The 21,229-nt window shown below is 66.6% G+C and carries 21 protein-coding genes; 11 read left to right on the forward strand and 10 right to left on the reverse strand.

Going from position 1 to position 21,229, the window contains the following annotated elements:
* Positions 1–190: 190 nt before the first annotated feature.
* On the reverse strand, positions 191–772 hold the full coding sequence (locus ACTIMF_RS03805; protein WP_442348946.1) for a DUF4245 domain-containing protein: 582 nt from the start codon (positions 770–772) through the stop codon (positions 191–193).
* 103 nt (positions 773–875) lie between these two features.
* Here ACTIMF_RS03805 and glpX point away from each other — a divergent pair, with 103 nt between their 5' ends.
* Positions 876–1,865 (forward strand): class II fructose-bisphosphatase, encoded by a 990-nt coding sequence (gene glpX / locus ACTIMF_RS03810; RefSeq protein ID WP_442348947.1) that lies wholly within the window; start codon positions 876–878, stop codon positions 1,863–1,865.
* Between the two features lie 73 nt (positions 1,866–1,938).
* Here the strand turns inward: glpX and ACTIMF_RS03815 are convergent, their stop codons facing one another.
* On the reverse strand, positions 1,939–2,625 hold the full coding sequence (locus ACTIMF_RS03815) for an ABC transporter ATP-binding protein (protein WP_442348948.1): 687 nt from the start codon (positions 2,623–2,625) through the stop codon (positions 1,939–1,941).
* Positions 2,626–2,666: 41 nt separating this feature from the next.
* Positions 2,667–3,662, reverse strand: a complete 996-nt coding sequence (locus ACTIMF_RS03820; RefSeq protein WP_442348949.1) for an FtsX-like permease family protein — start codon at positions 3,660–3,662, stop codon at positions 2,667–2,669.
* A 183-nt stretch (positions 3,663–3,845) separates the two neighbouring features.
* Here ACTIMF_RS03820 and ACTIMF_RS03825 point away from each other — a divergent pair, with 183 nt between their 5' ends.
* The 3 genes from ACTIMF_RS03825 to ACTIMF_RS03835 are packed head-to-tail and all read left to right on the forward strand — an operon-like array spanning position 3,846 to position 6,361.
* On the forward strand, positions 3,846–5,024 hold the full coding sequence (locus ACTIMF_RS03825; RefSeq protein WP_442348950.1) for a sensor histidine kinase: 1,179 nt from the start codon (positions 3,846–3,848) through the stop codon (positions 5,022–5,024).
* Positions 5,021–5,650 (forward strand): response regulator, encoded by a 630-nt coding sequence (locus tag ACTIMF_RS03830; RefSeq protein ID WP_442348951.1) that lies wholly within the window; start codon positions 5,021–5,023, stop codon positions 5,648–5,650. Before ACTIMF_RS03825 ends, ACTIMF_RS03830 begins: the two co-directional genes overlap by 4 nt.
* Before the next feature lie 33 nt (positions 5,651–5,683).
* Positions 5,684–6,361 (forward strand): PIG-L deacetylase family protein, encoded by a 678-nt coding sequence (locus tag ACTIMF_RS03835; RefSeq protein WP_442348952.1) that lies wholly within the window; start codon positions 5,684–5,686, stop codon positions 6,359–6,361.
* Between the two features lie 89 nt (positions 6,362–6,450).
* On the opposite strand, the gene ACTIMF_RS03840 is transcribed toward ACTIMF_RS03835, so the two are convergent.
* A complete protein-coding gene (locus ACTIMF_RS03840; RefSeq protein WP_442348953.1) occupies positions 6,451–7,338 on the reverse strand; it encodes a L,D-transpeptidase family protein in 888 nt (295 codons plus the stop codon).
* A gap of 94 nt (positions 7,339–7,432) precedes the next feature.
* Here ACTIMF_RS03840 and ACTIMF_RS03845 point away from each other — a divergent pair, with 94 nt between their 5' ends.
* Together ACTIMF_RS03845 and ACTIMF_RS03850 are read left to right on the forward strand one after the other, a co-directional pair.
* Positions 7,433–8,044 carry a class I SAM-dependent methyltransferase gene (locus ACTIMF_RS03845; RefSeq protein WP_442348954.1) on the forward strand — a complete coding sequence of 204 codons (612 nt, stop codon included), beginning with the start codon at positions 7,433–7,435 and terminating at the stop codon, positions 8,042–8,044.
* Between the two features lie 145 nt (positions 8,045–8,189).
* Positions 8,190–9,017, forward strand: coding sequence for an endonuclease domain-containing protein (locus tag ACTIMF_RS03850; protein ID WP_442348955.1), 828 nt, complete (start codon positions 8,190–8,192; stop codon positions 9,015–9,017).
* Positions 9,018–9,088: 71 nt separating this feature from the next.
* Here ACTIMF_RS03850 and ACTIMF_RS03855 read toward each other — a convergent pair whose 3' ends face one another.
* The 4 genes from ACTIMF_RS03855 to ACTIMF_RS03870 all read right to left on the reverse strand — a co-directional run bounded on the left by ACTIMF_RS03855 (position 9,089) and on the right by ACTIMF_RS03870 (position 14,203).
* The gene (locus tag ACTIMF_RS03855; RefSeq protein WP_442348956.1) at positions 9,089–10,390 is read right to left on the reverse strand and encodes a PhoH family protein; all 1,302 of its coding nucleotides are present in this window, start codon (positions 10,388–10,390) and stop codon (positions 9,089–9,091) included.
* A gap of 362 nt (positions 10,391–10,752) precedes the next feature.
* A complete protein-coding gene (locus ACTIMF_RS03860) occupies positions 10,753–11,625 on the reverse strand; it encodes an acyl-ACP desaturase (RefSeq protein ID WP_442348957.1) in 873 nt (290 codons plus the stop codon).
* Positions 11,626–11,676: 51 nt separating this feature from the next.
* Positions 11,677–12,969: a serine hydroxymethyltransferase gene (gene glyA, locus ACTIMF_RS03865; protein WP_442348958.1), complete on the reverse strand. Its 1,293-nt coding sequence runs from the start codon at positions 12,967–12,969 to the stop codon at positions 11,677–11,679.
* A gap of 10 nt (positions 12,970–12,979) precedes the next feature.
* Positions 12,980–14,203, reverse strand: coding sequence for a DUF885 domain-containing protein (locus tag ACTIMF_RS03870; protein WP_442348959.1), 1,224 nt, complete (start codon positions 14,201–14,203; stop codon positions 12,980–12,982).
* A 98-nt stretch (positions 14,204–14,301) separates the two neighbouring features.
* On the opposite strand from ACTIMF_RS03870, the gene coaA reads away from it, so the two are divergent.
* Complete coding sequence (coaA, locus tag ACTIMF_RS03875; RefSeq protein ID WP_442348960.1) at positions 14,302–15,243, forward strand: type I pantothenate kinase; 942 nt, start codon at positions 14,302–14,304, stop codon at positions 15,241–15,243.
* 17 nt (positions 15,244–15,260) lie between these two features.
* On the opposite strand, the gene ybaK is transcribed toward coaA, so the two are convergent.
* A complete protein-coding gene (ybaK, locus tag ACTIMF_RS03880; RefSeq protein ID WP_442348961.1) occupies positions 15,261–15,743 on the reverse strand; it encodes a Cys-tRNA(Pro) deacylase in 483 nt (160 codons plus the stop codon).
* Entirely contained in the window at positions 15,740–16,516 is a 777-nt protein-coding gene (locus ACTIMF_RS03885) for an isoprenyl transferase (RefSeq protein ID WP_442348962.1), read from the reverse strand. The genes ybaK and ACTIMF_RS03885 overlap by 4 nt, the downstream gene beginning before the upstream one ends.
* A 60-nt stretch (positions 16,517–16,576) precedes the next feature.
* Here ACTIMF_RS03885 and trhA point away from each other — a divergent pair, with 60 nt between their 5' ends.
* The 4 genes from trhA to ACTIMF_RS03905 all read left to right on the forward strand — a co-directional run bounded on the left by trhA (position 16,577) and on the right by ACTIMF_RS03905 (position 21,130).
* A complete protein-coding gene (gene trhA / locus ACTIMF_RS03890) occupies positions 16,577–17,278 on the forward strand; it encodes a PAQR family membrane homeostasis protein TrhA (RefSeq protein WP_442348963.1) in 702 nt (233 codons plus the stop codon).
* Positions 17,279–17,321: 43 nt separating this feature from the next.
* A complete protein-coding gene (locus tag ACTIMF_RS03895) occupies positions 17,322–17,828 on the forward strand; it encodes a hypothetical protein (RefSeq protein WP_442348964.1) in 507 nt (168 codons plus the stop codon).
* A gap of 84 nt (positions 17,829–17,912) precedes the next feature.
* The gene (locus ACTIMF_RS03900; protein WP_442348965.1) at positions 17,913–19,310 is read left to right on the forward strand and encodes a PepSY-associated TM helix domain-containing protein; all 1,398 of its coding nucleotides are present in this window, start codon (positions 17,913–17,915) and stop codon (positions 19,308–19,310) included.
* A 170-nt stretch (positions 19,311–19,480) separates the two neighbouring features.
* Positions 19,481–21,130 carry an aromatic/alkene/methane monooxygenase hydroxylase/oxygenase subunit alpha gene (locus tag ACTIMF_RS03905; RefSeq protein ID WP_442348966.1) on the forward strand — a complete coding sequence of 550 codons (1,650 nt, stop codon included), beginning with the start codon at positions 19,481–19,483 and terminating at the stop codon, positions 21,128–21,130.
* The last annotated feature ends 99 nt before the right edge of the window (positions 21,131–21,229 follow it).

A 21,229-nucleotide genomic window follows, 5' to 3' on the forward strand; every position in this document is an offset into this window, starting at 1 on the left:
GACTCCGCTCGATCAACGTGAGGGCGAGTGTCGCTCGAACCGAGGGATCTCGACTCCGCTCGATCAACGTGAGGGCGAGTGTCGCTCGAACCGAGGGATCTCGACTTCGCTCGATCAGCAGAAAAGGGCTCGATCAGCAGAAAAGGGCTCGATCAGCAGAAAAGGGCTCGACCGGCGGTGACGCGCGGGCCTAGCCCGTGGGAACCGGGCGGTCGGCCTTGAGGGGCTGGGCGGCGAGGACGGCTTCGGCGAGAGTCTGCATGGATTCGTCCTTGCCGCGGCTCTTCACACCGACGCGGACGTCGCCGAGATCGACGATCCACGCCTTCTGATGGTCGAGGTTCTCGTAGGCGACCCACATCTGGCCGCCGACGTCGCGGGTGCCGGTCCCGGACGTGTCGTCGCCGAGGAGCGTACGCATCAGGTCCTCTTCGGCGGCGTCGGTCTGGGTGAGCTGGATGTACGCCCCGCCGTCGGTGATCCAGCCGACGTTGCTCGAGATCGTCTTCTCGATCTCCTGCGTCGAACCGGAGTTCGGCTGCCACCCGTCCGGGACCTTCGGCTCGCGGATCGGAAACGGCATCGTGTTCGCGTCGGCGTGAAGCCCTGCGGAGACGTCGAAGTGCGGAACTTTCTGCTCGGTGGCGTCGGAGCCGAATCCCCAGCTGCAGCTGCCTGCGATCCCCGCGACGACGAGGACGATGACGCCCAACGCGATGAGCGACCAGATGAGGTCCTTGCCGTCTTGCAGGATCCTGGGTTTATCGGCCATGCCTGCCATTATCCATCAGCGGCAGCAGCACCCTAGGGCGCGGGTCACCGAGGGCGCGTGAAAGAATGTCCAGGTCTGAGTTGTGTCTAAGGAGCGGAGCCACATGTCGTCCAAGCAAGCCCCCGACCGCAATCTTGCGATGGAACTCGTCCGGGTCACCGAGGCCGCAGCACTCGCTGCCGGACGCTGGGTGGGCCGCGGCGACAAGAACGGCGGAGACGGTGCAGCCGTCGACGCAATGCGCGAGCTCCTCTCGACCGTCTCGATGCGCGGCACCGTCGTGATCGGCGAAGGTGAGAAGGACGAGGCTCCGATGCTCTACAACGGTGAGGTCGTCGGCAACGGCGAAGGCCCCGAGGTGGACGTCGCCGTCGACCCGATCGACGGCACCACGCTGATGGCCGAGGGCCGCCCCAATTCCATCGCAGTGATCGCGGTGTCCGAGCGCGGCACCATGTACGACCCGTCCGCCGTGTTCTACATGGACAAGATCGCTGTCGGTCCGGCAGCCAAGGGCGCGATCGACATCGAGCAGTCCGTCGAATGGAACATCAACTCGGTCGCGGCCGCCAAGGGCATCGACGTCGCAGATATGACCGTCGTCGTGCTCGACCGCCCGCGCCACGCCGACTTGATCGGCGAGATCCGGCAGGCCGGCGCCAAGATCCGCCTCATCTCCGACGGCGACGTCGCAGGCGCGATCGCCGCAGCGGGCGAGTACAGCACCGTCGATATGCTGATGGGTGTCGGCGGCACCCCCGAAGGCATCATCAGCGCCGTCGCCATGAAGTGCATGGGCGGCGAGATCCAGGGCAAGCTCGCTCCGAAGGACGACGCCGAGCGCCAGAAGGCGATCGACGCGGGCCTCGACGTCGACCAGGTCCTGACCAATGACATCCTGGTGCGCGGGGAGAACGCCTTCTTCTGCGCGACCGGCGTCACCAACGGCGACATGCTGCGCGGGGTCACCTACCGTCCGAACGGCGCCACCACGCGATCGCTGGTCATGCGCTCCAAGTCGGGCACGATCCGCACCATCGAAGGCGTGCACCAGACGTCCAAGCTCCGCGAATACGCGCGCCTGGACCTCTGAGTCTGCAACCTGCGCTGACGCAAGTGGGTCCCGGTCGTACGACCGGGACCCACTTGCGTCAGGTGAGAGCGATCTACCGTGCGTGCGCCAGTTCGGCGACCCGCCCGTCGAGCATCCGTACGACGTCGTCGGCCGACTCGAGTGCCCGCGCGTCGTGGGTGACGAACAGCGCAGCCACGTCGTGCTCGGCCACCAGGCGGACCAGCAGGTCGATCATCTCGGCGGCGCGGTGCGAATCGAGCGCCGACGTCGGCTCGTCGGCGAGCAGCAGCGCGGGCTCGCCCATGAGGGCGCGGGCGATGTTCACGCGTTGACGCATACCGCCGGACAGCTGGCCCGGGCGGCGGTCCGCCGCGTCGGCCAACCCGACCTCGGCGAGCAGCTCGCGAGCACGTTCCTTGTGCCGCTTCGGGCGCCCGCCTGCCAGGTGGATCGGCAACAGGACCTGTTCGAGCGCGGTCAGGTCGGGCAGCAGGTTGTCGTGCTGGAACACGAAACCGACCTGCTCGCGGCGCAACCGTGCACGCTCCTCCGAGCCGAGATTCTCCACGGTCTCGCCGGCCACCTCCACGTGACCGGAGTCGGGCGTGATGAGCGTTCCCGCAACCGAGAGCACGCTGGACTTGCCGCAACCCGACGGTCCAGTGAGGCCGACGAGCCGTCCCCGCGGCACGGTGAGGCTGACGTCGTCGACGGCCATGACGCGGTCGCGGTCGCCGTCCGGGTAGGTGAGGGTCACGTTGTCGAGTACGAGGGACATCGGAAAACTCCTTGCTGAGAAAATAAACTGGGCGGAATGGTTCAGCGGTTGAGTGCGGTGAGCGGGTCGACCTTGACCAGCGGCCTCAGCGCGATCGCCGCGCCAGCCAATCCGAGTACCGCCATGCCGGCGAGCAATGCGATCATCGATCCCGCGTCGAACGCGATGGGGACGGTGCCCGAGGCGACCCACGCGCCGATCGCACCGACCGCTCCCCCGGAGATCAGGCCGGCGAACAGGACCACTGCGGCCTGACCGAGTCCGTCACGCATCAGGTAGTTGCGACCTGCACCCATGGCGCGGACCACCGCGAGCGAACGCACGCGCTGCCCTGTCCACACGGCGAAGAATCCACACACGACGATCGCGGAGATCGCCAGAAGGAGGCCTTGGATCAACAGCAGGGACGAGTGCTCGGACTTGTAGCCGGGCACCAGTGACACCGCGTCGTCGTGCGACGTCGCGGCCATCCCGGATGGAGCGGTCAAGTCGCTCGTCAACACGGCGGACGCCGCGTCGCGGCCGGTCGCCGAGCCCCACATCGAGTACGGCATGCGCACAACCGGGGTGTGCGCGTACTTGTCGGTGTCGCCGACGGCGCCGACGCGGACCTTCTCGGTGCCGACGACGACCTCGGATCCGGCCGAGACTCCGAGAGCCTCCGCGGTCTCCGAGTCGACGGTCACCTCGTCGGTGTCGCTGAACCCGAATGCCGCTACCGCAGCTGCGCGTCCGTCCGCGGTGATGCGCGTGTCGGCCACACCGAGGACCGTCGCGTCCGGGTCGTCGTCGCGGATCTGACTGATCGCGGCGTCGTCGACGCGACTGTCGGTCAGGCTCGAGGCCTCACCGCCCGCCGCCGACTGTGTGATCACGGTGTCACCGGGCAGTGCACGCACTGCCGACGTCGATTCGGCGTCCAGTCCCGCAGTCAGCGCGGACAGCATGACGACCATGAGGGACAGCAGTGCGATCACACCGCTGATGAGTGCGAATCTTCCTTTAGCGTCGCGGATCTCGCGCCAGCCGATATACACTTGAAAATCCTCCTGAGAGATGCTCACCCAGCTGTTCGCCGGGACTACTCAAGCCTCTCGCCCAGACCCCTGCCTCGGCATCGCCCCGGATTCGCACTTTCGACTCCACCTATCGGCGTCCCGATATCCATCGAAAGGTGTAGACGTCGCGGGCACCGCCCGACGGCGGCGATACTGGGAGACATGACCGACGACCGCAGCACCGACCGCTACGCCGAATGGGCAGGTCACATCCTGTTCATGACGCTGATGATCGTCGGCGTCGCCAACACCGTCGCCGACGAGGGAACGCACGTCGTCACGCTCGTGTGCGCAGGATTGCTCACCGCCTGGTACGCGCTCGGTGCAGTGTGCTCGGCGCTCGGCAAACGAGACCTGGTGGTGCCGTGGGTTCTGATCCTGACCGCCGGCTGGATCGCGCTCTCGGCGGTGTCCGCGGACTTCGTGTGGATTGCCTTCGTGGTAGCCATGCTGTGCTGGCACTTCCTGCCGCGCGGAGTAGCCGTCGCCGTCGCGATCGTGGTCGCGGCCACCGCGGTGGCCGCGACTCGCGCGAGTACCGGAGGTTTCACTGTCGGCGGCGTGATCGGCCCGGTCATCGGCATCGCCACCGCCGTAGCGGTGACCGAGGCGTTCGGCCGGATCACGGCGATGGTCGACGAACGAGATCGACTGGTCGACGAGTTGATAGCGACCCGGGCACAGCTCGCCGCGCGCGAACGGGACGCGGGCGTCCTCGCCGAACGCGAGCGTCTCGGCGGCGAGATCCACGACGGGACCGGACAGTCGCTGGCGAGCATCATCATGCTGCTACGTGCCGCGACATCGCCGTCGGCACCATTGGAGCAGCGCACCGCCCACACCGAGACGGCTCTCGAGACGGCGCAGACCGCGCTCACCGAATCCCGTCGCTTCCTCCGCGGACTCGATGGACCCGAGTCGCACCCTGACGGGCTGCCGCATGCGCTCGCCGAGCAGGTCGCCGCCTCGTCCCAGGACGGGGTCCGCGCAGTCTTCGCCGAACATGGCTCGCCTGCAACACTTTCCGAGCATGTCCAGGTGGCGTTGCAACGCACCGTGCAGGAGGCGCTGCTCAACGTCCGACGCCACGCGGACGCCACGGCGGTCGCTGTCACGCTCACCTACCTTCCAGACGAGGTGCACCTGGACATCGTCGACGACGGCGTGGGAATGGACCCGGAGAATCCCGTGCCCGCGGGTGACGACGCTGCGGGCAGCGGCTTCGGCCTTCGCGCGATGCGCGCCCGAATCCGTACGTGCGGCGGCGAACTCACCGTCGAGTCGGTACCCGGCGACGGGACTACAATTCACGTCAGCGTCCCGATCGAGAGGCCTCGATGATCCGCATCATGATAGTTGACGATCACCCCGTGGTCCGGGCAGGTCTACGGGCCGTCTTGGGCGCCGTCGACGACTTCACCGTCGTCGCCGAAGCAGGCGAGGCCGCCGAAGCTGTCGAGATCGCGTCGACAACGGGCCTCGACGTAGTGCTGATGGATCTGCGGCTGCACGGCGCCGATCCGGCTGCCGACGGGGTGTACGCCACCCAGTCGATTCGTGCACTCGCCGATCCTCCGCAGGTGCTGATCGTGACCACCTATCAGTCGGACGTCGACATCGTCCGAGCCGTGGAGGCCGGCGCCGTCGGCTACCTGCTCAAGGACGCGTCGCCGGAGACGCTGGTCGGCGCCATCCGCTCTGCCGCAGCCGGTGAGACCGTGCTCGGCCCCGCCATCGCGGCCAAGCTGCTCACTCGCGTCACCTCCCGCGAGATACCGCTCACCGCACGGGAGCTCGAGATCGTGCAGAGTCTCGCCAACGGTGGATCCAACCGGGAGATCGCCCGCAAGATGTTCATCTCGGAAGCGACCGTGAAGTCGCACCTGGTCCACATCTTCGACAAGCTCGGCGTCAACAGCCGAACGAAAGTCCTTGCTGCGGCACGTGAACGCGGCCTTATCCCGTGAGGCGGAGCGGGTCTGCAGCGTAGTGTCGGCCCCATGACTGCGACTTTCCCCGAGAACTGGTCGACCGCACTCGTCCTCGTCGCCCATCCCGACGACCCCGAATACGGCATGGCCGCTGCCGTCGCGCGGTGGACGTCGCAGGGTAAGCGCGTCGTCTACGCCCTCGCGAGCAGCGGCGAAGAAGGCATCGCAGGCATGCCAGCCGAGGAATGCGGTCCTCTCCGTGAAGGCGAGCAGATCGCGTCGGCCGCCGTCGTCGGCGTCGACGAGGTCGAGTTCTGGGGCTTCCCCGACAGCGAGCTCTTCAATACGCCCGAGCTCCGCGCGAAAGTCGCTGAGACCGTCAATCGGGTTCGCCCCGACGTCGTTCTCAGTCTGTACGGAGGCCCCGAGTGGGCGCCCGGCTTCCCTAACCAGCGCGACCACATGCAGTTCGCCGCCGCCGTCGTCGAAGCGTTCGACGGGCTCGAGGCTCCGCCCCGCGCACTGCTGTGCAACGGCCCGAACGCCACGCACGCCGTCGACGTTGAGGGATTCACCGACACCGCGATCCGCGCGCTCGAATGCCACCGGGTCTACCTGGAAGTCCTGGATCCGGACACACCGGTCATCGACCAGGCGACGGCCCAGATCGAGCGGAGCACCGGCCCGATGGACGGGTTCGACGCCGCCCGAACGTCCGGGTTCGAGCTACTGCGCGGCACCGTCTGAGTCGAAGTACCCTTCAGCCCTCGAAACCCCGAGGCCGCACGCGATGATCGCGTGCGGCCTCGGGTCGCTGAAGGGGGTCGGTATGCGGGTCAGCTGGAACTGGGGATGAGCGTGCTCAACGAGCCCGGGAGCATCGCGGCGAGATTGCCGAGCAGTCCACCGAGAACGTCGCCGTTAGGGCTGGCCTCCGCCTTGGGAGCCTGGTCCGGGGCGTCGACGTTCACGCCGATCGTGATCTTCGGCTTCTTCGCCGGGTCGAGCCACTTGAGGATGTTGACCATCGCCTCGCGGTCGGTCGCGACGCAGCCCCACGTCGGCTTGCCGTCGGTGACGTGCAGGAACATCGCCGACGCGTCGCCCGGTGTCCGGTTCGGGTTGTGGTTGATGTTGACCGCGTAGTCGTAGACCGGTCCCGAGTCGTACAGGTTCTCGCTGTCGCCGCCGGGGCTCTTGTCCTGCTTCACGTGCTGGTTGTAGGTCGGCGACTTCGGGTTCGCATCCCACCAGTCTTGTTTGGTCGATTGGAAGTACGGCATCTTGGTGCCGGGGTTCGTTTCGCGGCCGAAGGCCTGATCGAGCGGGAACGTGCCCTGCGGAGTGCGGTACACGTTGTCCTGGGCCTTGCCCATGCCCTTCTCACCCAGGAATGCCTTCACCGGACCGATGCCCGGAACCGGCTTCCACGCACCCTGGGCATCCTTCTCGAACGCGGTGAGCGTGGCGGTCTGCGACGACGCGACCGGTGCGGTCACGACGATCATCTGACCTGTCTCATCAGCGGCTTCACCGGGTTTGGACGGCATGCCGGGGATCTGGAAGTTCTTCAGGATTCCGTTGAGCAACGACGTGGCATCGCCGCTCGGAGCCGGGGTGGTCGGCGCGGCGGACGCCTGTCCGGTTCCGACTACGAGGGCGACAGCACTCGCCATCACCAGTAGTCCCACTTGCCACATACACCTCATTAGTAACTTCAGCATCACCTCAGTGTGCCAGGGGGCCTGATAGTCCGCCACCCTGCGAGAGCATCGTCACCTTTCCGCAACTCGGTGACCGGCGGCTATGGTCGAGACCATGAGCACTCCGCGGACTCCCCCTCCCCGATGGATCACCGACACCGAGCCCGGTCACAGCCAGTGGTATGTCGAGCGATTCCGCTCGATGGCCGCTGACGGCGCCGACCTTTTCGGTGAGGCCCGTTTCATCGACGCGATGGTCGGTCGATCGTCGCGGATCCTCGACGCGGGCTGCGGCCCGGGACGCGTCGGCGGCTACCTCCACTCGGTCGGGCACGACGTCGTCGGCGCCGACGTCGACCCGGTCCTCATCGAGGCAGCGGCGACCGACTACCCGGGACCGGACTGGCAGGTCCACGACCTCGCGACCCTCGACCTGCGCGGAGACGACGGGGCCCGCCGCGAGTTCGATGCGATCGCCTGCGCGGGCAACGTCCTCGCGTTCGTCGCCGCCGACACCGAGGCCTTGGTCCTGAATCGGCTCGCCGACCACCTCGCCGACGGCGGCTTCATTGCCGTCGGCTTCCACACCGCGAAGCTGCCCATCGACACATTCGACGCCGCTCTCGCGGAAACTGACCTGAGTCTCGACATACGACTGTCCACCTGGGATGTTCGGCCGTGGCACGACGACGCCGACTTCGCCGTATCGATCCTACGGCGCGCGTAAGGTTCCCCGAATCTGCTAGCACAGCGCTTTATCACTTCGTTCGTGGAGACATCGGGGAACCTCGAACATGTGGACATGAGAAAGCCGTTGTCCACAACCAGCACCGATCGGTCCAGAACGTTCGATTTCGGCGCATGCTGCGGGCATGGACGCGATTCGCGCCGGTGTGTACACGAGGGCGCAACTCATCACGATGGTCGGCCGCCAAGGGCTCGCCGAACTCATCAACGCGCGCTATGCGCGCACGCTCCGACGCGGCTGGTACCAGGTCGGTGACGCGCCGCAGGCGGTCGTGACCGCTGTGGAACGCGGCGGAGTCCTCAGTTGCGTGAGCGCACTGAAACACCACGGGGTCTGGGTTCCCGAACACCACGACGTCCACGTCCGTGCCGACTCCTGGGCCACCCGTAATAGAAAAGGACCGTTCTGCCGCCAGTTCGGACGCCCCGCACCCACCGTGTCCGCAGTGGACGACCTGCCCACCGCGATCCGGCACTCGGCGCGATGTCTGTCGAGCGAGAGTCTCATTGTTGTAGGCGACTCGATCCTGAACCGAGGGCTGATGACCTGGGACCAACTCGAGTATCAATTCTGCAATGCTCCGACATCCGTCGGTCGAGCGCTGGAGCGCTGCGACAGCCGATCCGAGTCCGGGCCCGAGACCATGTGCCGGCTACGGCTCGCTGAACTCCGGATACCCGTTCAGATACAAGTTCAGGTCACCGACATCGATCGGGTCGACGTTCTTATCGGGGACTGGTTGATCATCGAGATCGACGGCTGGGAGTACCACGGCGACTGGCAGTCCTTCCAGAAGGACAGAGGCAGGGACCGGAGAACGTGTCGCATCGGGTACCACACGCTGCGGTTCACCTACGACGACATCGTGTTCGGGTGGGCGGACAGCCTCGCGGACATCCAGGCCGCAGTCGACGCAGGGTTGCACAAGCGGCCGAACCGCCGCCTCGCCTGAGGTTCCCCGAATTCAGTGAATCAGCGCGTTTCGGGGCCGATCCACGGGAATCCGGGGAACCTTGCGCACAGTCAGGGAGCCCCGGGCGCGAACTCCTCGAGCATGTCGGTGACGAGGGCCGCAATCGGCGACCGCTCGCTGCGAGTCAAGGTGATGTGCGCGAACAGCGGGTGGCCCTTGAGCTTCTCGATGACCGCGGCGACGCCGTCGTGGCGGCCGACGCGCAGGTTGTCGCGCTGGGCGACGTCGTGCGTGAGCACCACCCGCGAGCCCGCCCCCAACCGTGACAAGACGGTGAGCAGGACGTTCCGCTCCAACGACTGCGCTTCGTCGACGATGACGAACGAGTCGTGCAGCGAGCGTCCGCGGATATGGGTCAGCGGAAGCACCTCGAGCATGTCGCGGGCGAGCACCTCATCGATGACCTCCTTGGAGACCAGCCCTTCGAGAGTGTCGAAGACGGCCTGCGCCCACGGCCCCATCTTGTCCTGCTCGCTGCCCGGGAGGTACCCGAGGTTCTGGCCGCCGACCGCATACAGCGGCCGGAACACGACTACCTTGCGCTGGGTACGACGTTCCAGGACCGCTTCCAGACCCGCGCACAGCGCGAGCGCCGACTTACCGGTTCCCGCCTTGCCTCCGAGGGAGACGATGCCGACCGACTCGTCGAGCAGCAGGTCGAGCGCGACCCGCTGTTCGGCCGACCGGCCGCGAAGACCGAACACCTCGCGGTCACCGCGGACGAGCCGGACCTGCTTGGTGTCGGCGACCCGGCCGAGCGCGCTGGCGCCCGCGCCCACCAGTCGGACCCCGGTGTTGCACGGAAGGTCGCGCGCGTCGTCGACGTCGACGACGCCCTCGGCGAACAGCGTGTCGATGTCGGAGTCGAGGACGTCGAGCTCGTGCATCCCGGTCCAGCCGGAGACGACGACGTCCTGGGCGTGGTACTCGTCGGCGGCGAGTCCGACGGCGCCCGCTTTGACACGCAGCGGCGTGTCTTTGGAGACGAGCGTGACGTCGCGCCCTTCGGCGCGAAGATTCAGGGCGCACGCGAGGATCCGTGAGTCGTTGGTGTCGTTACGGAACCCGGCAGGCAACACCGACGGATCGGTGTGATTGAGCTCGACCTGGACTGTCCCGCCGTCGTCGCCCACCGGCAGTGGCACGTCGAGGCGACCGTACTCGACGCGCATGTCGTCGAGCAGACGGAGTGCTTGGCGTGCGAACCATCCGAGTTCGCTGTGGTGGCGCTTGCCCTCGAGTTCGCTGATCACGACGAGTGGGAGAACGACGTTGTGCTCGGCGAACCGAGTCACCGCCCACGGATCGGAGAGCAGAACAGAGGTGTCGAGGACGTAGGTGCGTGCAGTCACGTCTAGCTCCTTGGCGCCGTGCGGCTCCCGCACGGTCCGAGTATCTCCGGCCGGCCGGTTCGTGCCCTACTGCCTGGGTGTCAGGCCGTACTGGCGAGGACCGGGGCCGGTCCTCTCGTGACGTGATCGTCCACGAATCGAACCTCCCGAACGAACCGCTTCCCCACGGCCCGTCACGACCCAACGTACGCCGCGTCACATCGCCACCCCCGCAATGACGTGCAGCGTGTCAGTGAACCTTGGGTTACCGAGTGGTGCCGCCGTAACCTGCTGTTCTTCGGGCGACGAGAAAGACCCGCGGGCGCGGCCTCCTCCGTGGGAGGCCCGCCCCGCGGGTCTTTGTCGCGGTTCGTTCAGCCGATCTACAGCCGGCCTGCGGCGCGCTCCAGGATCCGATTCCGTGCAGCCTCGGCTTCTTCGCTCAGGCTCTGCAGGCTCTCGAGTTTGAGTTCCTGCACGAGCTTGGCGGCGATCGCGGCGTCCGACTCGGCGTCTTCGAAGTCGCTGATGTACTCACGCTGGGTATCGAAGTCGGCGATGTCCGACCCGATGTGCTCGATACCGGCGAGCGCACGGTCGACGGCGAGGACCGTCGTCTCCTGGTCGGCGACCGCGCCTGCCATCAGGTACGCCTGGAACATGGCGGCCTGTGCGGCGTCGTCGATCCGAATCTTCTCCAGGATGGTGACGAGATCGGGGTCCTCCGCGTACTCGATCAGCTTGGTGATGTAGTGCGCGCACTGGTTCTCGTGAACCGCGAGGATCGCGAGGACGTCGAGCGGACCGAGATCAGCCACCTCTTCGGGAGTCTGCCGCCAACCTGCGACGACGTGGATTCGGCGGTAGTTCTCGGCTTCGACCGGGTCCATCGCGCGGGTCACGACGAGGTAGTCGCGCAGCACGATCGAGTGCCGGTTGTCCTCGGCGGTCCATACGCCGATCAGCTGCCGCCACTCCGAGAACGGCGGGAAGTGGATCGAGAGAACCCGGTGGATGGACGGCAGGTTGTCCTTGGTCAGCAGCAGCGCCAGCAGCCCCGCGGCCGCCGTGGGCGACAACGTCTCCTGACCCGGTTCGAAGTCCTCACCGCCGAGGAAAGCGAAGTTGCGCCCCTTGTCCCACGGCACCCAGTCGCCCGGGTTCCAGTCCAGGGCTGCCGCCGCGTGTTCCTCGGAGATCTCGGGGAGCGCCTTCTCGAGCGCGATGATCAACTCGTCTTCACTAAGTACAGCCACGTCTACCACCCTAAACGACGTTCGACGGAAACCGGCTATCGATGATCGGGGCTACCGACCGCTCATCAGGCCCCAGTCCTCGAGTCCCTCGTACAGCGGGAAATCCAGGGCCAGTGCGCTGACACGGGCACGCAGGGCTGCGACGTCGGCCGACTTCCCTGCGGCGAGCGCGGTCCCGATGACGTCGGCGACCTCGGTGAACTCGGCGTCGCCGAATCCGCGAGTCGCGAGGGCAGGCGTCCCGATGCGCAGACCTGAGGTGACCATCGGCGGCCGCGGATCGAACGGGACCGCGTTGCGGTTGACGGTGATGCCGACCTCGTGGAGGAGGTCCTCGGCCTGCTGGCCGTCGAGTTCGGAGTCGCGGAGATCCACGAGCGCCAGGTGGACGTCGGTCCCTCCGGTGAGGACGGTGACGCCTGCCTTCTTCGCGTCGTCGGCAAGCAGGCGGTCGGCGAGGATCGCGGCGCCCGACAGGGTGCGACGCTGACGTTCGGCGAACTCGTCGGTGCCCGCGACCTTCAGTGCAACGGCCTTCGCCGCGACCGCGTGCATGAGCGGGCCGCCCTGCTGACCAGGGAACACCGCGGAGTTGAGCTTCTTGGCCCATTCCTTCTTGGCCAGGATCATGCCCGACCGCGGGCCACCGAGGGTCTTGTGGACGGTGGTGGACACGACGTCGGCGTACTCGACGGGGTTCGGGTGCAGTCCGGCGGCGACGAGGCCCGCGAAATGCGCCATGTCGACCCACAGGTGGGCTCCGACCTCGTCGGCGATCGCGCGGAACGCCGCGAAGTCGAGGGTGCGCGGGTAGGCCGACCAGCCGGCGACGATGACCTTCGGCTTGGTGTCGAGGGCGATCTTGCGCACCTCGTCCATGTCGATGCGGAAGTCTTCTTTGCTGACACCGTAGAAGGCGTTCTCGTAGAGCTTGCCGGAGAAGTTCAGCCGCATGCCGTGGGTCAGGTGACCGCCGTGTGCGAGGTCGAGGCCGAGCAGCGTCTCCCCCGGCTCCATGAGCGCCTGCAGGACCGCGGCGTTCGCCTGGGCACCGGCATGCGGCTGCACGTTGGCGAACTCGGCGCCGAACAGTTCCTTGGCACGGTCGCGCGCGATGTCTTCGACGACGTCGACGTATTCGCAACCGCCGTAGTAGCGGCGTCCCGGATAGCCTTCGGCGTACTTGTTGGTGAGCACGCTGCCCTGAGCCTGCAGCACGGCGCGCGGCACGAAGTTCTCCGAAGCGATCATTTCGAGGGTGTCTCGCTGGCGGGACAACTCGCCGTTCATGGCGGCAGCCACATCGGGGTCGAGATCGGCCAGGGACTGCGTGAACAGACTCATGGCGTCCAGTCTAAGGCGACAGTTCGGCGCGCAGAACCGCAGGGGTGAGCGGCTCGTCGAGCAGTCGACCGAATCGCGTGAGGCGGGCGTCGGGCGCATCGTCGAGCCACCGCCCAAGCAGTTGATAGCCCTCGACGTACGTGGAGATGTAGGCGCGCCACAGCGGCGAGGTGAGGAAGCGCAGTTGTTGCCGCGCACGGTCGGGGTTCACCAGCAGCCACTGCTGCAAGAATGCGGCGACGGCGTCGACGTCCGCATGCCGGTCGTGCAGGAGCAGGGCGGCGTCCTGTCGGACGGTGAGCAGCCCAGCGGTCGCCGCCGACACGGCGCGGGCCTTCTCGGCGTCGAACCGGAGCCCGAAGTCGGCGTAGATCTCGGCGGCCCACTCCTGCCAGCGCGTTCCGGACGCGGCCTCGAGCGCGTGGTCGGCGAGCCCTTCGGCCATCAGGCACTGCGGGGTGTTGACGAGGAAGATCTGGTGTTCGAGCTGCCCGGTGCCGACGAGCTTCTGCTCTTTGCGGCAGTGTTCGGTGTGGTGGCCGGGGTAGGCCTCGTGCGCGATCAGCCCGGGCAGGCCCGACAGATGTTGCGGTAGGTCGGTGTTGACGGCGACGTTCGACCGGTAGTCGCCGAGGTAGTAGTTGAACCCGGACCACGGCTTGTCGGATACGACGTCGAAGTCGACGACTTCGCCTGCCGGGAGCGGAAACTCGGCGCGAACGATGTCGCGCAGCGCGCTGGCGAACGCGGCGATCAACGGTTCGGTCAGATCGGCTGGAATCTCCTGCGCCCTGCGATACCGCTGGTATTCGTCGCGGAGGACGTCGTCGGTCGCGCCGGGAACGCCGAGCGCCGTCGCCAGGTCGGAGTGCGCCTGTCGGTACGTGTCCGGGTCGGCCGGTGCGATGTCGACGTCGAAGTAGGCGCGCACCTCGTCGACGAAGCCGACGTCCTCGCCCGCGAACTTGCGGGCCGAGCATTCGAGTGCGCGGACGTGCGAGCCGACGAACTCGGCGCGATCGACGGGCAGGCCGTCGGGCAGTCGCTTCAGGAGGTCGCGCGCTCGTGTGGCCAGGTCGGCGGGATCGGGGCGCGGGGCGTTCTGCGCTTCGGCGCGAAGTGCCGGGTCGCCGGTGTAGGCGTCGACGAATCCTTCTTCGAGTCGGTCGAAAGCCAGTCCGATGCGGAGGTACTCGAGGACCGGGTCGTCGGACGGGCGCACGGAGGCAGTCATGGCACCCAGGCTAGTTGCCCCCGGAGCTGTTCCCCAGAGCTGTTGACTCCAGTGCCGGACGTGCCGCGCTCACACGCCGGGCTGTAGCGTTATCCGGCATGGCGCGCCGTTCCAGTGACCGCGACCCCGGGCTGTACCTCGAACTCGACCGCAAGCAGTGGCGTGAGCTGCGGCAGTCGATGCCGATGGTCCTCACCGAGGCGGAACTCACCGAACTCGTCGGTCTCGGTGAACAGATCGACCTCAACGAGGTCGCCGAGGTGTATCTGCCGATCTCGCGTCTCATCCACATGCAGGTCGAGGCGCGTCGTCGCTTGTTCGCAGCAACGAGCACGTTCCTGGGTGAGCATCAACGCAACCGCCAAGTCCCGTTCGTGATCGGCATCGCGGGCAGCGTCGCCGTCGGGAAGTCGACGACAGCCCGCGTCATGGCCAAACTGTTGTCGCGCTGGGAGACCCACCCGAAGGTCGACTTGGTCACCACCGACGGCTTCCTGTACCCGACAGCCGAACTGGAACGACGCGGTCTCATGCACCGCAAGGGTTTTCCGGAATCGTACGATCGGCGCGCGCTGCTGCGCTTCGTCACCGAGGTCAAGTCCGGTGCGTCACTGGTGACGGCGCCCGTGTACTCACACGTCAGTTACGACATCGTCCCGGACGCGTACCACGAGGTGCGCGAACCCGACATCTTGATCGTCGAGGGCCTGAACGTTCTGCAGACCGGTCCGACGTTGACAGTCTCCGACCTGTTCGACTTCTCGATCTATGTGGACGCGAAGACGTCGGACATCGAGCACTGGTACATCTCCCGCTTCCTTCAGATGCGCAGCACCGCGTTCCGGGATCCGAACTCGCACTTCCACCACTACGCGTCGTTGACCGACCAGCAGGCGAAGATCGCCGCCCGTGACATCTGGACGTCGATCAACCGTCCGAACCTCATCGAGAACGTCCTACCCACGCGGCCCCGGGCCACCCTCGTCCTCCGCAAGGATCGCGACCACGCCATCAACAAGGTGCGCCTGCGCAAGCTCTGACCCCGACTGCCGGCCCGCTAGGCAGCTACGGGAGCGATGACCGCGCAGGTCAGCGAGACCAGATCCTCGGGCGACAGTTCGATCTCGAGGCCGCGGCGGCCCGCACTGCACAGGATCGTGTCCCACAAGATCACGGTCTCATCGACGACGGTGGGCAACGTCGTCTTCTGCCCGACGGGAGACACACCGCCGAGAACGTAGCCGGTAGCGCGAGAGGCTTTCGCGGCATCGGCCATCACCGCCTTGGATGCACCGAGCGCACGTGCGACGGCCTTCAACGACAGCTTCTGCGGCACCGGGACGACTGCCATTGCCAGGGCGCCGTCGGCGTCGACGATCAGCGTCTTGAAGATCTGGTCGGCGGCGAATCCGTGCTCGGCCATCGCCTCGACGGCCTCGGCGCCGTAGTCGGTGCTGCGGCGGTCGTGCTCATAGCTGTGCACGCTGTAGGCGACGCCTAACTTCTCCAACGTGACGATCGCGGGCGTCGACGCGCTCACTTGCCGAAGCGGCGGTTGCGGGCGGCGTAGTCGCGCAGCGCGCGCAAGAAGTCGACACGGCGGAACTCCGGCCAGTACGCGTCGGTGAACCAGATCTCCGAGTAGGCGCTCTGCCACAGCAGAAACCCGCTCAACCGTTGTTCGCCCGAGGTGCGGATCACCAGATCCGGATCGGGTTGGCCGGACGTGTACAGGTTGGAGTCGATGCCCGCGACGGTCACCGCGTCGACCATCTGCGCGGCCGTCGCACCGTTCGCCGCCGCCTCGGACAAGAGTTTCTGCACGGCGTCGACGATCTCCTGACGGCCGCCGTAGCCGACGGCGACGTTCACGTTCATCCCCGACAGGCCGTCGGTCCGCGCCGACGCTTCGCGCAGTCGATCGGCGACCGGGTTCGGCAGGCTGTCGAGGTTGCCGACGATTCGCACCCGCCAGTCTCCGTGTGAGATCTCTTCGACGATGTCCGGGACGATCTGCATCAACGCGTCGAGTTCCTCGGACTCACGCGACAGGTTCTCGGTCGACAGGAGATAGATGGTGACTCCACCGATCCCCAGTTCGCTGCACCACCCGAGCATGTCTGCGATCCGCTTGGCACCGACGCGGTGCCCGTGGCTGACGTCGTCGAATCCCGCTTCGCGCGCCCACCGACGGTTGCCGTCGCAGATGATGGCGACGTGCCGAGGCAATCGGTCCGGATCCATCAGCTGTACGAGTCGACTCTCGTACACTCGGTACATGCCGCTGCGGAGTGCGTCGGGAAGCAGTTTCACGGTGGCGATGTTACGCTCGCGACAAGTTACTGACGCGAAACTTACGGTACCGTAGGCGAGATGATGGATCTGTCAGAGGCCGACCAGACCTACCCTGCGCCTGGCCGCGAAACCGCGGGTGCCGGGAAGCCGACGCTGCGAGGCGTGATCCACAAGTACTCGTCGGTGATCGCCGCCGCCATCGGCGTGATGCTGATCGTCGGCACCGCGATGCTGCGCACCGTCGGACCGATACTCTCGGTGATCGTCTACGTCATCACGATCTGCGGTCTGTTCACCGTCAGCTCCGTGTATCACCGCGTCAACTGGACCTCGCCCGCCCACCGCGTCGCGATGAAGCGCGCCGACCACTCGATGATCTTCGTGTTCATCGCGGGCACGTACACGCCGTTCTGCATGATGGGCCTGGACAGTCCGGCTCGCTGGTGGGTGCTCGGCATCGTCTGGTGCGGCGCGCTCGCGGGCGTCACATTGAAGATGCGGTGGCCCGCCTCCCCGCGCTGGCTCGGCGTCGTCCTCTACATCCTCCTCGGCTGGGTCATCATCGCCGTCCTCCCCGCTCTCGTGCAGAACGTCGGCGTCCCGGTCCTGATCCTCCTGGCCGTCGGCGGCGTCTTCTACAGCGTCGGAGGCGTCCTGTTCGCCCTGCGGTGGCCGGAACCGTGGCCCGGCGTATTCGGACACCACGAGGTATTCCACGCCTGTACCGCGGTGGCCGCGCTGCTGCATTACATCGCCGTCTGGCTGGTCGTGCTCGGCTGAACCACGCCCATGCCCCTGGCCGACGGTCCCGTATGCTCAGCGCGTGCCCGAACCCGTCGACCAGGTCCCCGCGCGTACGCGCGGCGGCATTGTCGGCGGCGCGTGTGCCCTGACCGGCATCACCGCGCACGCCGCGGCCCAAGGCATGCTCCCGTCGACGTCGACGCTGCTCATCGCGATGGCCGTCGCCGTCGCGATCGGCGCGATCGTCACCGCCACTCCCCGACTCCCCGGCTTCGCCGCGCTTCTTCTCGGGCAGGGCGCCGTCCACCTTCTGCTCGTCCTTCTGTCCGGCCACCACCATGATCTGTTTGCGCCGTCGATGGCCGTGACTCATATCCTCGGTACCGCCGCCGCGCTGGTAGCGATCGCCGCCCTCGAAGCATTGGTGTCGACGGTGCGGGACGTCGTGGTCTTGGTCGTCGCGCTGCTCACCTACCGAGGCATGCGTCGCTCGACGACGCGCCCGCAGATCGTCCGGATCGTCGGCGCCCCCGTCGTCCATCTGCACCTCGGCGCCGTCGGGCTTCGCGGTCCGCCTGCGCTCTGAGCTTCTTCCACACTCACCGGGCCTCTCACGTGGGCGCACCCACAGACGGCCCGACAGAACTCAGAGCGAAAGGCTCATTTCCTCATGTCTGCATACAGGCGTGCGGGTATCCGCATGCTGCATCGACTTCATTTCTACGCAGGGGTCCTCGTGGCTCCGTTCCTCCTCGTCGCGGCGGTCACCGGCGCGATCTACGCGCTCGCGCCGTCGATCGAGAACGTCGTCTACCGCGACCAACTGCACACGTCCGAGACCGGGCAATCGCAATCTCTCGCCACACAGGTACAGGCCGCGCAGGCGGTGCTGCCCGGCCTGCCGGTGTCCGCTGTCCGCCCGCCCGCCGAATCCGGTGACACGACCGCCGTGGTGTTCGACGACCCGACGCTCGGCGAATCGGTGCGCCGTGCAGTGTTCGTCGACCCCGTCACCGCGCAGACGCTTGGTGACCTCCCCGTGTACGGCAGCGCGTTCGCTCTGCCCGTACGGCAATGGCTCGACCATCTGCACCGCGATCTGCACTTGGGCGACATCGGTCGCCTGTACAGCGAGCTCGCCGCGTCCTGGCTGTGGGTGATCACCCTGGCAGGCGTAGCGCTCTGGTGGACCCGAACCCGGGCTGCGCGAACCACGTCGAGACGACGCAAGACCGGCCGAGCCCGCACCATCGGCAGGCATCAGACGGTCGGGATATGGGTCGCGGTCGGCCTGTTGTTCCTGTCGGCCACTGGCCTGACCTGGTCGACGTACGCGGGCGAGCACGTCACCGAGTTGCGCAGCGCGCTGAACTGGTCCAACCCCGCGACGGACACCACGCTGCCCGGCATGACGGCGACGGCTCCCGCCGGCGGGGAACACGCCGAGCACGGCGGCTCGATGTCCGCGGGCGGCGACACCTCCATGGCGGTGGCCAAGGTCGACGCCGCACTCGCCTTGGCGCGATCTGCGGGTATCGGCGACGGTGTCGAGATCACGCTCCCGGCCGACGCTTCGACCGCGTTCACCGTGACCGAAGTCCGTAGCGCATGGCAGTTCTCCCCCGATGCCGCCGCGGTCGACCCGGCCACCGACACGGTGGTGTCGGTCAATCGCTTCGCCGACTGGCCGGTGGCCGCGAAGCTCGCCACCTGGGGCATCGCCTTGCATATGGGACTGCTGTTCGGAATCGCCAACCAGATCGTCCTGTTCGTGCTGATGCTCGCCCTGATAACGATCATCGTGCTCGGCTACCGCTCGTGGTTCCAACGGCACAGCAAGCGTTCGCGGGTCGGGAGGGCCCCGGCGTCGGGCGCGCTGCGCGAGGCTCCGATCGGCCTGATCCTCGCGGTGGTCGTCGTGGCCGTCGCGGTCGGCTGGTTCATCCCACTTCTCGGCTGGCCGCTACTGGCGTTCGTCGTCGTCGACGTCACGGTGGGAGCACTGCGCGCCCGAGCAACGCCGCGCGAACCCGCTGCTCCGCGCAAGGATCTGGAGGAGATTTCCTGACGACGCGGTGACCTGCGGCGGCGAGTCGGTCGTCGCGTCATGTCGACCACCCACTGTGATCTGAATCTCATAGTGAGACGCGCATGTCTTGTCTCACCCACTTGAATTGCCTCTACCACGTCAACCGAGGTCGGCACTCCGGTCGGCTTCGCACAATGAGGAGGCGCATTTTGAGCAGGCAAAGCCTTACCAAGGCTCATGCAAAGATCACCGAATTGTCGTGGGAACCGACTTTTGCCACCCCGGCGACACGATTCGGCACCGACTACACGTTTGAGAAGGCCCCCAAGAAGGACCCGCTCAAGCAGATCATGCGTTCGTACTTCCCGATGGAGGAGGAGAAGGACAACCGCGTCTACGGCGCGATGGACGGCGCCATCCGCGGCAACATGTTCCGTCAAGTCCAGGAGCGGTGGCTCGAATGGCAGAAGCTGTTCCTGTCGATCATTCCGTTCCCGGAGATCTCGGCGGCCCGCGCGATGCCGATGGCCATCGACGCAGTCCCCAACCCCGAGATCCACAACGGCCTCGCCGTCCAGATGATCGACGAAGTGCGGCACTCGACGATTCAGATGAATCTCAAGAAGCTGTACATGAACAACTACATCGACCCGGCCGGATTCGACATCACCGAGAAGGCGTTCGCGAACAACTACGCGGGCACCATCGGCCGACAGTTCGGCGAAGGGTTCATCACCGGCGACGCGATCACCGCGGCGAACATCTATCTGACGGTCGTCGCCGAGACCGCGTTCACCAACACACTGTTCGTCGCCATGCCCGATGAGGCGGCGGCCAATGGCGACTATCTGTTGCCGACGGTCTTCCACTCGGTGCAGTCCGACGAGTCGCGGCACATCTCGAACGGCTACTCGATCCTCCTGATGGCGCTGGCCGACGAGCGCAATCGCCCGCTCCTCGAACGCGATCTTCGATACGCGTGGTGGAACAACCACTGTGTCGTCGACGCGGCGATCGGCACGTTCATCGAATACGGCACCAAGGACCGCCGCAAGGATCGCGAGAGCTACGCCGAGATGTGGCGTCGCTGGATCTACGACGACTACTACCGCAGTTACCTTCTGCCCCTGGAGAAGTACGGCTTGACCATCCCGCACGATCTGGTCGAGGAGTCGTGGAAGCGCATCACCGAGAAGCACTACGTGCACGAGGTGGCCCGCTTCTTCGCCACCGGCTGGCCGGTCAACTACTGGCGGATCGACGCCATGACCGACGCCGACTTCGAGTGGTTCGAAGAGAAATACCCGGGTTGGTACAGCAAGTTCGGCAAGTGGTGGGAGAACTACAACCGTCTCGCGTACCCGGGCCGTAACAAGCCGATCGCATTCGAGGACGTCGGCTACCAGTACCCGCACCGGTGCTGGACGTGCATGGTGCCGTGCCTCATCCGTGAGGATCTCGTCGAGGACAAGGTCGACGGTCAGTGGCGCACGTACTGCTCGGAGACCTGCCGGTGGACCGACACCACCGCGTTCCGCGGCGAGTACGAAGGCCGCGAGACCCCGAACATGGGTCGTCTCACCGGTTTCCGCGAATGGGAGACGCTGCACCACAACACCGATCTGGCCGACGTGGTCAGCAACCTCGGCTATGTCCGCGACGACGGCAAGACTCTCATCGGTCAGCCGCATCTGCACCTGGACGATCCGAAGAAGCTGTGGACGCTCGACGACATCCGCGGGATCACGTTCCAGAGCCCGAACGTCGTGCTCAACGAGATGAGCGACGAGGAACGCAAGAAGCACCTGGACGACTACCGCGCAGACACGGTGGCCGCCGAGTACTACTCGCGCGTCTAGCAACGATCTCGACTCCGCTCGATCAGCAGGTCGAGCGGAGTCGAGACCCACGCCGGCCGAGCAGCGCGCCCCACGCCCGTCTAGCAGCGCGCCCCACGC

It is taken from the genome of Gordonia sp. (in: high G+C Gram-positive bacteria) (genome assembly GCF_052106715.1).
In the GTDB taxonomy this organism is placed as follows: Bacteria; Actinomycetota; Actinomycetes; order Mycobacteriales; family Mycobacteriaceae; genus Gordonia.

Bases quoted from the DNA above. Each gene is read 5' to 3' on its own strand.
- glyA (WP_442348958.1), bottom strand. From the start codon at position 12,969: ATGAGTCTGTTCACGCAGTCCCTGGCCGATCTCGACCCCGATGTGGCT.
- ACTIMF_RS03845 (WP_442348954.1), top strand. From the start codon at position 7,433: ATGAGCACTCCGCGGACTCCCCCTCCCCGATGGATCACCGACACCGAG.
- ACTIMF_RS03900 (WP_442348965.1), top strand. From the start codon at position 17,913: ATGTCTGCATACAGGCGTGCGGGTATCCGCATGCTGCATCGACTTCAT.
- ACTIMF_RS03825 (WP_442348950.1), top strand. From the start codon at position 3,846: ATGACCGACGACCGCAGCACCGACCGCTACGCCGAATGGGCAGGTCAC.
- ACTIMF_RS03850 (WP_442348955.1), top strand. From the start codon at position 8,190: ATGGACGCGATTCGCGCCGGTGTGTACACGAGGGCGCAACTCATCACG.
- coaA (WP_442348960.1), top strand. From the start codon at position 14,302: ATGGCGCGCCGTTCCAGTGACCGCGACCCCGGGCTGTACCTCGAACTC.
- ACTIMF_RS03840 (WP_442348953.1), bottom strand. From the start codon at position 7,338: ATGCTGAAGTTACTAATGAGGTGTATGTGGCAAGTGGGACTACTGGTG.
- ACTIMF_RS03805 (WP_442348946.1), bottom strand. From the start codon at position 772: ATGGCCGATAAACCCAGGATCCTGCAAGACGGCAAGGACCTCATCTGG.
- ACTIMF_RS03830 (WP_442348951.1), top strand. From the start codon at position 5,021: ATGATCCGCATCATGATAGTTGACGATCACCCCGTGGTCCGGGCAGGT.
- ACTIMF_RS03870 (WP_442348959.1), bottom strand. From the start codon at position 14,203: ATGACTGCCTCCGTGCGCCCGTCCGACGACCCGGTCCTCGAGTACCTC.
- ACTIMF_RS03835 (WP_442348952.1), top strand. From the start codon at position 5,684: ATGACTGCGACTTTCCCCGAGAACTGGTCGACCGCACTCGTCCTCGTC.
- trhA (WP_442348963.1), top strand. From the start codon at position 16,577: ATGATGGATCTGTCAGAGGCCGACCAGACCTACCCTGCGCCTGGCCGC.
- ACTIMF_RS03815 (WP_442348948.1), bottom strand. From the start codon at position 2,625: ATGTCCCTCGTACTCGACAACGTGACCCTCACCTACCCGGACGGCGAC.
- glpX (WP_442348947.1), top strand. From the start codon at position 876: ATGTCGTCCAAGCAAGCCCCCGACCGCAATCTTGCGATGGAACTCGTC.